Origin of the sequence: Clostridium cuniculi (assembly GCF_004353185.1) — a bacterium.
GTDB classification, from domain to species: Bacteria; Bacillota; Clostridia; order Clostridiales; family Clostridiaceae; genus Clostridium; species Clostridium cuniculi.
In genome coordinates, this window is record NZ_SMUS01000016.1 from 75017 (window position 1) to 87432 (window position 12416).

At 30.7% G+C, this 12416-nt stretch carries 10 protein-coding genes and 1 pseudogene; all 11 read right to left on the reverse strand.

Going from position 1 to position 12416, the window contains the following annotated elements:
- Positions 1 to 63: 63 nt before the first annotated feature.
- Positions 64 to 987, reverse strand: a complete 924-nt coding sequence (locus tag EJJ37_RS09990; protein ID WP_133015437.1) for a CPBP family intramembrane glutamic endopeptidase — start codon at positions 985 to 987, stop codon at positions 64 to 66.
- Between the two features lie 165 nt (positions 988 to 1152).
- Complete coding sequence (gene ilvC / locus EJJ37_RS09995; RefSeq protein WP_133015438.1) at positions 1153 to 2157, reverse strand: ketol-acid reductoisomerase; 1005 nt, start codon at positions 2155 to 2157, stop codon at positions 1153 to 1155.
- Positions 2158 to 2233: 76 nt separating this feature from the next.
- A complete protein-coding gene (gene ilvB, locus EJJ37_RS10000) occupies positions 2234 to 3916 on the reverse strand; it encodes a biosynthetic-type acetolactate synthase large subunit (protein ID WP_133015439.1) in 1683 nt (560 codons plus the stop codon).
- Positions 3917 to 4033: 117 nt separating this feature from the next.
- Positions 4034 to 4387 carry a four helix bundle protein gene (locus EJJ37_RS10005; protein WP_133015440.1) on the reverse strand — a complete coding sequence of 118 codons (354 nt, stop codon included), beginning with the start codon at positions 4385 to 4387 and terminating at the stop codon, positions 4034 to 4036.
- Between the two features lie 103 nt (positions 4388 to 4490).
- Positions 4491 to 6149 carry a dihydroxy-acid dehydratase gene (gene ilvD, locus EJJ37_RS10010; protein WP_133015441.1) on the reverse strand — a complete coding sequence of 553 codons (1659 nt, stop codon included), beginning with the start codon at positions 6147 to 6149 and terminating at the stop codon, positions 4491 to 4493.
- A gap of 166 nt (positions 6150 to 6315) precedes the next feature.
- Positions 6316 to 7386: a 3-isopropylmalate dehydrogenase gene (gene leuB / locus EJJ37_RS10015; RefSeq protein WP_133015442.1), complete on the reverse strand. Its 1071-nt coding sequence runs from the start codon at positions 7384 to 7386 to the stop codon at positions 6316 to 6318.
- 118 nt (positions 7387 to 7504) lie between these two features.
- The gene (gene leuD / locus EJJ37_RS10020; RefSeq protein ID WP_133015443.1) at positions 7505 to 7999 is read right to left on the reverse strand and encodes a 3-isopropylmalate dehydratase small subunit; all 495 of its coding nucleotides are present in this window, start codon (positions 7997 to 7999) and stop codon (positions 7505 to 7507) included.
- Positions 8000 to 8013: 14 nt separating this feature from the next.
- Entirely contained in the window at positions 8014 to 9273 is a 1260-nt protein-coding gene (leuC, locus tag EJJ37_RS10025) for a 3-isopropylmalate dehydratase large subunit (protein WP_133015444.1), read from the reverse strand.
- Positions 9274 to 9287: 14 nt separating this feature from the next.
- Positions 9288 to 10880, reverse strand: a complete 1593-nt coding sequence (cimA, locus tag EJJ37_RS10030; RefSeq protein ID WP_133015445.1) for a citramalate synthase — start codon at positions 10878 to 10880, stop codon at positions 9288 to 9290.
- Between the two features lie 80 nt (positions 10881 to 10960).
- Positions 10961 to 11473 carry an acetolactate synthase small subunit gene (ilvN, locus tag EJJ37_RS10035; protein ID WP_133015446.1) on the reverse strand — a complete coding sequence of 171 codons (513 nt, stop codon included), beginning with the start codon at positions 11471 to 11473 and terminating at the stop codon, positions 10961 to 10963.
- 640 nt (positions 11474 to 12113) lie between these two features.
- Positions 12114 to 12416 (reverse strand): annotated as a pseudogene (locus tag EJJ37_RS10040) (phosphoglucosamine mutase); the annotation flags it as partial.

A 12416-nucleotide genomic window follows, 5' to 3' on the forward strand; every position in this document is an offset into this window, starting at 1 on the left:
ACATACCTTGTATTTAAGATATGCCTTTTAAAAATATTATAGTAATTCTTATTTTTATTTAACCTACATAAACAATATAGATACCATAGAAAACAAACAAATTACTACATATAATATCATTCCTACATTAACCCAAATAGTTTTAAATGCAGTTCCTTTTTCTAATTTAATTTCACCATCTAATAATGATATATTTTTTCTATTTTTTATTAATAATACTAAACCTATTATTACTATTGCTAATAATACAAGACCTACACATCCAGCAACTACTATATTACTACCATCACCAATGGCTGCTGGTAAAATAACGCCTCCCATTATATTTACAACTATATGTAGTATTATTGAATATTTTATAGTTCCTGTTTTTAATGCAACATAAGCAAAAATCATACCTAATGCTACCGCATAGAAAAATTGTGAGAAGTTTGCATGAAATAATCCAAATAATATTGCAGTTGTTATTATTGCAACTTTATCACCATATCTTCTTAGCTTATTTAACATTACACCTCTAAACATCATCTCCTCAATTATAGGTGATAATATTCCTGCAAAAATTAATGACCATATCCAATTGCTTCCTTCAAGCATATTTACTAATGGATTTGTAACTTCACTACCTTTAATTACTGCTATCAACATCATAAGAAGATTAGTCAAAAAATTAACTATATATACTATACTATAAGACATAAAACATATTTTTATAACTTCAAAAACTCCAAGTGTTTTACTTTCTCTTTTTTCTTCTTCCGGTAAATTTTTAATCATAAGATAAAATACAGGAAATCCTATTAAATAAAAACTAATTGCAATTGACGCATAATTTACCCAGGGCGCTGATAATAATTCTTGATTAATTACTGCAATAACTCCAAAAAACATTACTTGAATTATACTCACCAAAATCATTGTAACAAAAGTAGCAAGTCCAATTCTATTAAATACCTTTTTATTATCTACTTTTACCTTTAATTCCATATACCTCTCTCCTCTAATTTATTCTTAGAATTATACACCTAACATTTTACCATTAACTAACATAATTGAGAACTAACTTCCTAACAATTTGTAAAATGCTACAAAAAAAAGAACCACATTCTTAATATTAAAAATGTGATTCTTAACATCTGTAAGATTAATTTATTAGTCTAATTTCTTAGTATCAATCCAAGACATCATTTCTCTTAATTCTTTACCAACCTTTTCAATTGGATGTTCAGCTTCCATTCTTCTCATTGCATTAAATTGTGGTCTACCAACTTGGTTTTCCATTAACCAATTTCTAGCGAAAGTACCATCTTGAATTTCAGTTAATACCTTCTTCATTTCTTTTTTAGTTTCATCAGTAACAATTCTATTACCAATCATATAATCTCCATATTCAGCAGTATCAGAAATAGAATATCTCATAGCAGCCATTCCACCTTGATACATTAAATCAACAATAAGTTTCATTTCATGTAAGCATTCAAAGTAAGCATTTTCTGGAGCATATCCTGCTTCAACTAAAGTTTCAAATCCAGCTTTTATTAATGCTGTACATCCTCCACAAAGAACTGCTTGTTCTCCAAATAAATCTGTTTCAGTTTCATCTTTAAATGTAGTTTCTAAAACTCCAGCTCTTGCTCCACCAATACCATTTGCATAAGCTAATGCTAATTCTCTAGCTTGTCCTGTTGCATCTTGATGAACAGCTATTAAGCATGGAACTCCTGAACCTTCAGTATAAGTTCTTCTTACCATATGACCTGGCCCCTTTGGTGCAACCATAAATACATCAACATCTGCTGGTGGAACTATTTGTCCATAGTGAATGTTAAATCCGTGAGCAAATACTAAAGCATTTCCAGCTTCTAAGTATTGTGCAACTTCTTCTTTATATAACTTAGCTTGCTTTTCATCTGGTACAAGCATCATTACAACATCAGCACTTTTTACAGCATTAGCAACTGTTGCTACTTCTAATCCAGCTTCTTTAACTCTATCCCAAGATCTACTTCCTTCATATAATCCTACTACTACATCTACTCCACTTTCATGAAGATTTAATGCATGTGCATGACCTTGGCTACCATAACCAATTACTGCAACTTTTTTTCCTTTTAATAAATCTAAATTTGTGTCCTTTTCATAAAACATTTTTGCCATTTTTCATACCCCCGATTTATTTATATTCTTTATTTATTAAAATTTGCTACCATTATTCCTATGATAGTAATTTAGATTAACATTCTAAGTCTTCTTCATTTATTATTTGATGAATTGGTGCACCTGGTGCAACCATAGGAAATACTTTTTTATCACTATCTATCCTATAATCAATAATTACAGGTTTATTTATAGCTAATGCTTCATTTAATACATTTTCCAACTCATCTCTCTTTTCAACTCTAAATCCAACTCCTCCAAAAGCTTCTGCAAGTTTAACAAAATCAGTTGCTCTATCTAGAGTAGTTTGTGAATACCTTGCTTCATAGAAAAGGCTTTGCCATTGTCTAACCATTCCTAACGCGTTATTATTCATTACAATAATTTTAATTGGAATATTATATTTAACTGCTGTTGCAAACTCATTACAATTCATACCAAAGCTTCCATCCCCAGCAATATTAAATACAGTTTTTTCTGGGTTAGCAATCTTAGCTCCTATAGCAGCCCCTAATCCAAATCCCATTGTTCCAAGACCACCTGAAGATATTAATGTTCTAGGAGTTTTAAAGTTAAAAAATTGTGCTGTCCACATCTGATGTTGTCCAACTTCTGTTGCTATAATAAAATCCCCTTTATCCATATCACTAAGTTTTTCAAATAAAAATTTTGGAGTTAACTCTTCACCATTATCATTGTTATTTTTAGTTACAGCTAAAAGCTTCAAATCATCTACAGTATTTAACCACTCTTGATTCTTTTTATCATCTAATAAAGGTATTAATCTTTGTAATGCAACTTTTATATCACCTATAATAAATGAATCAACTTTTACATTTTTATTTACTTCAGCTGGATCAACATCTATTTGTATAACTTTAGCATTATTAATAAATTCTCTATCACTTATTACTCTATCGCTAAACCTTGCCCCTAACGCAATTATCAAATCACATTTTGTAGCTAAAATATTAGATGCATTACTTCCATGCATTCCTATCATACCTGTATTTAATCTATGTCCAGAAGGAATTGCCCCTCTACACATTAAGGTTGTTGCTACTGGTGCATTTAATTTTTCTGCAAAATTAATTAACTCCTCTGTAGCATTAGCATTAATAACTCCACCACCAGCATAAATAAGTGGTTTAGAAGATTCATTTATATATTTTGCAACTTCTGCTAAAACATCTTCTGTTATATGCTTACTTTTAGGTTCAACCTCTAATGGTTTTAAATCTTTATATTCTGTTTTATTAGATGTTATATCTTTTGGTATATCTATTAGAACTGGTCCTGGCCTTCCTTCTCTAGCAATAAAAAATGCTTTTCTAATAGTTTCTTGTAAATTATTAATATCCTTAACAATAAAATTATGTTTTGTTATCGGCATTGTTATTCCAGTTATATCAACCTCTTGAAAACTATCTTTCCCAAGTAAATCCTTAGAAACATTCCCTGTTATAGCAACTAAAGGAACAGAATCCATATAAGCTGTTGCTATTCCTGTAACAAGATTAGTTGCGCCTGGTCCTGATGTAGCTATACAAACACCTACTTTTCCAGTAGATCTTGCATATCCGTCTGCCGCATGAGCTGCACCTTGCTCATGACAGGATAAATAATGTTTTATTTTATCTTTATATTTGTATAAATAATCATAAATATTTAATACTGCCCCTCCGGGGTATCCAAAAATAGTATCAACACCCTCGTTTAATAAAGATTTAACAAGAATTTCAGCCCCTGTTAATAACACTTAACTAACCCCCCTTTATTCAGTGACAAGTGGCAAGTTATAAGTGATAAGTTTATAGAATTTTCTATCTCTTATAATTTTCTTTATCATTAATATTGCCCTTGTCTATCTTGAACTTTATATTTGCTTTTTTGTCGTTTTTATAATTGAATTTAATATTTTAGATATCTCTCTACATTTATTTAGAATTTCGTTTCCTAAATCTTTTTCTATAAATTCTGTTTCAACTAATAATAGAATCCAATATTCTGTTTCATCAGCTTCCTTTAGTGCTATATACATTTTAGCTAAAAAATCCTTTTTACTTTGTCCCCGTAATCCTTCTTTAACATTTGCTCCTATACTAGTTCCTGATCTTAATAGTTGATTTAACAAAACATAATTTTTATTACTAGTTGATAATCTTTTATATAAATTAACTATATCAATAGCAAAATCGAAAGATTTGTTTGCAATAATACTATCTCTCAAAATACACCTCCAAAATATAATAATATTTAAACTATTACCATATTTTATAAGTATATTCACTTCACTAACTTGCTACTTGAAACTTATCACTTGAAACTTGTCACTACTTATAAACTGCTCCTGTACTTGCTGAACTTACTAACTTAGCATATCTTGATAAATAACCCTCCTTAACCTTTGGTTCCATTGGTTTTAAGGCTTCTCTACGCTTAGCTAGCTCTTGGTCACTTACAAGTAAATCTAAATTTCCATTTAATATATCTATAGAAATAATATCTCCATCTTGTACTAAAGCAATATTTCCACCTTCAGCTGCTTCTGGTGATACATGTCCTATAGCTGCTCCTTTTGTTGCCCCACTAAATCTTCCATCAGTTATAAGAGCTACTGACTTATCTAATCCCATTCCACAAATCGCTGATGTTGGTGATAGCATTTCTCTCATTCCTGGTCCACCTTTTGGCCCCTCATATCTAATTACTACAACATCACCTTCAACTATTTTCTTACCTAATATAGCTTCTATAGCCTCTTCTTCAGAGTTAAAAACTTTAGCTGGTCCTTGATGTTTTAACATCTCCTTAAGTACTGCAGATCTTTTAACAACAGCTCCATCTAAAGCTAGATTTCCTTTTAAAACTGCAATTCCACCAGTTTCACTGTATGGTTCTTCAATATGTTTTATTACTGAATAATCTAAAACCTTAGCATTTTCTATATTTTCTCCAACAGTTTTTCCTGTTGCTGTAATACAATTTAAATTTAATAAATTCTTTTTGTTTAGCTCGCTCATTACAGCTCTTATTCCACCTGCTGCATATAAATCTTCAATATGAGTGTCAGAAGCAGGTGCTAATTTACAAAGATTAGGTACCTTAGCTGACATTTCGTTTATAATCTCTAAATTTATAGGAGATTTTGCTTCATTTGAAATAGCAGTCAAATGTAAAACACTATTTGTTGAACATCCAAGAGCCATATCTACTGTTAAAGCATTTTTTATAGCATCTTCAGTAATTATATCTCTTGGCTTTATATCTTTTTCTAAAAGATTCATTACTGCCATACCAGCATATTTAGCAAGTCTAATTCTTTCTGAATAAACAGCTGGTATTGTTCCATTTCCAGGTAAAGCAATTCCTAATACCTCACATAAACAATTCATAGAATTTGCTGTAAACATTCCTGAACATGATCCACATGTAGGACATGCTTTTTCTTCTAAATCAGCTAAATCTGACTCTAACATTAATCCACTTTCCACAGATCCAACAGCTTCAAACATCGTAGATAAAGAAACTTCCTTATCCTTGAATTTACCAGCTAACATTGGACCACCACTTACAACTACTGATGGTATGTTTAATCTTAAAGCTGCCATAACCATTCCTGGAACTATCTTATCGCAGTTTGGTATAAATACTAATGCATCAAAAGCATGAGCCTTTGCCATACATTCAATGGAGTCTGCTATAAGTTCTCTTGTAGCTAAAGAATATTTCATTCCTTCATGCCCCATTGCAATACCATCACATACCCCTATAGTTGGAAATACTAATGGCGTTCCTCCAGACATTAAGATACCTTTTTTTACACCCTCAACAATTTTATCTAAGTTTATATGTCCTGGAATTATATCATTTTGAGATGTAACAACACCTATTAAAGGCTTATTTATTTCTTCATCAGTTAATCCTGATGCCTTAAATAACGATCTATGTGGAGCCTTTGTGACTCCTTTCTTTACTACATCACTTCTCATTTAAATCCCTCCGTAATTAGTTTTAAGTGACAAGTTTCAAGTAGCAAGTTTTCATAGTAAATTTAGTTAATACAAAATTATATATTCTAGAAACTCCCCTAGGAGTTTCTTCCCTAACTTATCACTTGTCACTTGCAACTTGTTACTCACCAACTCTTGCCACTTACTAAATTCTCTCTACAACAAGATCTCCCATTTCCTTAGTACCAACAAGAGTAGTACCTTCACTCTTAATATCTCCTGTTCTATAACCTTCTTCTAAAACTTTAACTACTGCATTTTCTATATCCTTTGCTTCATCTTCTAAATTAAAGCTATATCTTAACATCATAGCTGTAGAAAGAATTGTTGCTAATGGATTTGCTATTCCTTTTCCTGCAATATCAGGTGCAGAACCATGTATTGGTTCATACATTCCTAAAGTACCTTCCCCTAAAGATGCTGAAGGTAACATTCCTATTGATCCAGTAATCATTGATGCTTCATCTGATAATATATCTCCAAACATATTTGAAGTAACAATAACATCAAATTGTCTAGGATCTTTAACTAATTGCATAGAAGCATTATCAATATATAAGTGATTAACTTCTACTTCTGGATAATCCTTAGACATTTCTTCTACTACACTTCTCCATAATCTAGAACTTTCTAATATATTAGCCTTATCAACACTTGTTAGCTTCTTATTTCTTTTCATTGCTGTATCAAAGCCTATTCTTACTATTCTTTCAATTTCTTTGATATTATATCTTTCAGTATCATATGCTGAAACAACTCCATCAACAACTTCTCTACCTCTCTCACCAAAGTAAATTCCTCCAGTAAGTTCTCTTACAACACAAATATCAATTCCATCTCCAATTATTGTGTCTTTTAATGGTGATGCTTCTTTTAATGCTTTATATAAAAGTGCTGGTCTTAAATTACAGTATAAATTTAATCCTCCTCTTAATCCCAATAAAGCTTGTTCAGGTCTAACTTTTGCATTAGGATCATCCCATTTTGGCCCTCCAACAGCTCCTAAAAGTACTGCATCACTTTTCTTACAAACTTCTAAAGTCTTATCTGGTAATGGTGTTCCTAAACTATCTATTGCACATCCACCTGCTTGTAAAAATTCAAATTCAAAATTATGATTATATTTTTCCCCAATTTTACTTAATACTTTTATTGATTCATCCACAACCTCTGGACCTATTCCATCTCCTGGTATAACTGCTATATTAAAATTCATAATTTATCCCCCTTAATTACATATATAAACTAAGTACAGCTAATTATTTTTTAATCTATCTCATGTACTTAACTTACTTTTTATGCTTATTGCTTCATATTTTAAATTTAATAATCTATTATTTTTCTTGAGAATTTTTTATATATCCTATAAGACCATTACTATTTATTATTTTTTGCATAAATTCTGGGAATGCTTCCCCTTGATACTCTTCATTCTTAGTTAAATTTTTAATAACTCCAGTATCAAAATTTACTTCTAACTTATCCCCTGCTTCAATGCTTTTAACTGCTTGGTCACATTCAAGAATTGGTAAACCAATATTAATAGCATTTCTATAGAAAATTCTTGCAAAAGTTGAAGCTATAACACAACTAATTCCACTTTCTTTAATTGCTATAGGTGCATGTTCTCTAGATGAACCACATCCAAAGTTTTTATTTGCAACTATAATATCACCTTCTTGGACTTCCTTTGCAAAATCTAAATCTATATCTTCCATACAATGTGCTGCTAATTCTTTAGGATCTGATGTATTTAAATATCTTGCTGGTATAATTACATCTGTATCTACGTTATCTCCATATTTAAAAACTCTTCCTGTTGCTTTCATATTTATTTACCCCCTTAAAGTGTTTCTGGATTTGTTATTTTTCCTGTTATTGCTGAAGCTGCTGCAACTGCTGGACTTGCTAAGTAAACTTCTGATTCAACATGTCCCATTCTTCCTACAAAGTTTCTATTAGTAGTTGAAATTGCTCTTTCACCTTTTGCTAATATCCCCATATGTCCACCTAAACATGGACCACAAGTTGGTGTTGAAACAACTGCCCCTGCCTCTACTAAATCTTTTATTATTCCTTCTTCTAACGCCTGTAAATAAATCTTTTGAGTTCCTGGGAATACTATACATCTAACTCTCTTATTTACCTTATTTCCCTTTAAGATATCTCTGGCAACTCTTAAATCTGAAATTCTTCCATTTGTACAAGATCCTATTACAGCTTGATCTATATCTATATCACCAACTTCATCAATAGTTCTTGTATTATCAGGTAAATGAGGGAAAGAAACTGTTGGTCTTAAAGTAGATAAATCTATTTCATAAACTTCATCATATTCAGCATCTTCATCAGCTTCATATACCTTCCACTCTTTCTTTCCATGTTCTTTTAAATACTCAATTGTCTTTTCATCTACTGGAAATATTCCATTCTTTCCACCAGCTTCAATAGCCATATTTGCCATTGTAAATCTATCATCCATAGATAAATACTTTAGTCCGTCTCCAAAGAATTCCATTGATTTATATAAAGCACCATCTACTCCTATCATTCCGATAATATGAAGTATTACGTCTTTACCACTTACCCATTTTGATGGTTTTCCTTTTAAAACAAATTTTAATGCTGAAGGAACCTTAAACCAGCATTTTCCTGTTGCCATTCCAGCTGCCATGTCAGTTGAACCTATTCCTGTAGAGAATGCTCCTAATGCCCCATAAGTACAAGTATGAGAGTCTGCACCAATAACTACATCTCCTGCAACTACTAAACCTTTCTCTGGTAATAAACAATGTTCTATTCCCATTTCTCCTATTTCAAAAAAGTTAGTTATTCCTTTTTCTCTTGAAAACTCTCTAATAAATTTACACTGCTCTGCAGCCTTTATATCTTTATTAGGAGTAAAGTGATCTGGAACTATTGCTATCTTATCCTTATCAAATACTTTTTTTACTCCAAACTTTTCAAATTCTTTTACTGCAACCGGTGAAGTAATATCATTTCCTAATACTAAATCTAAATTTGCTTCTATTAATTGTCCTGCTTTTACACTTTCTAATCCTGCATGTGCAGCTAATATTTTTTGTGTCATTGTCATTGCCATGAGTGTTTCCCCCTTTAAAAATATGCTTTTGCTTTTCTTTCAATATCTTTTATAAGCTTATACTCTATTGAATCAACTAATGCAATCCAACTTGCTTGAATTACATCTTTAGATACCCCAACTGTACTCCAACTTTCATTGCCATCAGTACTTTCTATTAATACTCTAACTTTTGCACCTGTAGTGCTTTCAGAGTCTAAGACTCTAACTTTATAATCAACTAATTTAACTTCTTTGAGTTCTGGATAAAAAACTTCTAATGCTTTTCTAAGTGCTTTATCTAAAGCATTTACAGGTCCATCACCTTCAGCAGCTGTCATTTCAGTTTTTCCATCAACAGTTACATTGATTAAAGCAGTTGAGCTAAACTCTCCATTACTCCATGGATTTTCTCCCATTGTTTTAAAATGATTCAGTTTGAAAAACGGCTTGTACTTACCTATTGTTTTTCTTATCAATAACTCAACGGTACCTTCTGCACCCTCAAATTGATATCCTTCATACTCTAAATCTTTTAATCTCTTAGTAACTTTTTTAACTTCTTCTCCATCTTTCTTTACATTTGGAAAAATTTTGTGTATTTCTTGTAAAACTGTACTTTTACCACTTACCTCTGATAATAAAAATCTTCTTTTATTCCCCACCATCTCTGGTTTTATATGCTCATAGGATTGTGGTGTTTTACAAATAGCATCTATATGCATTCCTCCCTTATGTGCAAATGCCGCTTTACCAATATAAGGAGCTGAGTCTTCTAATTGAATATTTGATATTTCAGAAATGTATCTAGCTTTTGCTGTTAAGTCTTGCAAATGCTCTTTTGCCTTTATATCAATATTCATCTTAAGTACTATAGTTGGAATTACAGTACTTAAATTAGTATTTCCACAGCGCTCACCTACACCAATAAAGGTTCCTTGAATATGTGATATACCTGACTCTACTGATAATATTGAATTAGCTACTGCCATTCCAATATCATTATGGCAATGTATTCCTATTATGTTGCCAAATCTTTTAACAACTTCCGATGTTATTTCTTTTATTTCATTAGGTAATGTTCCACCATTTGTATCACATAAAACTAATGTCCTTGCCCCTGCTTCCTTTGCGACTTTTAAAGTAGACATTGCATATTCACTATTCTCTTTATATCCATCAAAGAAATGTTCTGCATCAAATATTACTTCTTTGTCATTTTCTTTTAAGTACTTTATAGTTTCTTCTATCATCTTTAAGTTTTCTGATAAAGATGTTTTTAATATGTCAGTAACTTGAAAAGCTGATGATTTTCCAAATATTGATACCACATCTGTTCCTGCTTCTATTAAGCTTTTTATATTTATATCATCTTCAACTTTTATATCTGATTTTCTGGTAGAACCAAAAGCTACTAGTTTAGAATTATTTAATTTTATATCTTTCACTAACTTGAAAAATTCCATATCCTTAGGATTTGATCCAGGATTACCAGCCTCAATATAGTCAATTCCTATATCATCTAAAGCTCTAACTATTTTCAATTTATCCTCTAATGAAAATGATATGCCTTGTCCCTGGGCTCCATCCCTTAAGGTAGAATCAAAAATTTCTATATTCCTATTCAAATTTAAAAAGCCCCCTTTATAAATAGTTAGTCGTTTTTAATTTTTAGTTAGTAATTTATTTCTGAACTCATAACTACTAACTAATTAAATATTTCACAGTAATCTGTTATGTCATTAGCGCCCCTTTCTAATGCACATAATCCTGTTCTTACTAACTCCTTTATCTCATACTCTTCTAAAAGTTTTATAAGAGCACTTATTTTACTCTCATCTCCTGTTAATTCAATAGTCAATGTTTCTGGAGAAACATCTATTATTTTGCTTCTGAATATCTTTACCACTTCATTTACTGCTGCTCTTTGCTCCGCATCAGCTTTAACCTTAATAAGTACTAACTCCCTATATACGGAATTATCGAATTTTAAATTTAATACTCTTAAAACATCTTCTAACTTATTTAGTTGTTTGGTAAATTGCTCTAAAACATCTTCATTCCCATTTAAAGTAATAGTCATTCTTGAAATCTCTGGGTTCTCAGTTCTTCCAACAGTTAAACTATCAATATTAAATCCTCGTCTTGCAAATAACCCTGAAACTCTTGTTAGTACTCCTGAAGAATTCCTAACTAAGACAGATAACACATGTCTTTCCATTTTAATACCCCCAATGAAATAATTTGTAATTATTGAACAAAATGGTTCTAAATTAGGTTAAAAAAATCCCACCCTTAATGATAAAATCATAACGGTGGGATAAAATTCCTCATCATTAATATCACTAGGTTCCAACAAACCCTTGCATTTAACGGTGCTTACCGGTAACTCCCTACTTATTATTAACTAATGTTCAGGATACAGCTCAAGAGTGATCGTTATTTAGTTAAAGTATCCATTCGCAGCATCCATGGACTCTCTGAAACTTTTTTGCCTAAATAAGCACCTCTATCACAGCTTTTGTTTCTCAAAAGAACTTCCAAAATATTCTATTGTTAATATCTTACTCTTTCTTTTAATACTCTGTCAATACACTGTTTCTATTTTTAGTAAATTAATTATATTTTTTACATTTCATTTATCATTTTTGATATTTTAAAAATATTTTACCGATTTCATTGTCATATTAATATTTCTATTAAATAATTAATATCGTATTAATAATATATAACTTTTTTTATAAAATTTAATATATTACATATTTTTCTAAATCTTATATAAATATTTATAATAATATAATAAATTCGTAATTTTTCACAAAAAAAATTAATGCTCTTACGAACATTAATTTTTTAATATATTAAATTTTGCTTAATATTAAATCTACTAAGCTATTTGCCATTTCATTTATTTCTTCTTGATTTTCTCCTTCAAGCATAACTCTTACTAAAGGCTCAGTTCCTGATGGTCTTATAAGAACTCTACCAACACCATTAAGTTTAGCTTCAACAGCTTTTATAGCTTCAATTATTTCTGCATCTTCTAAATAAATATTTTTCTTTTCATTTGGAACTTTAGCATTAACTAATACTTGTGGTAATTCCTTCATTACTCCAGCTAACTCACTAAAAGTCTTACCACTTTCCTTAAGTATTGCTGCAAT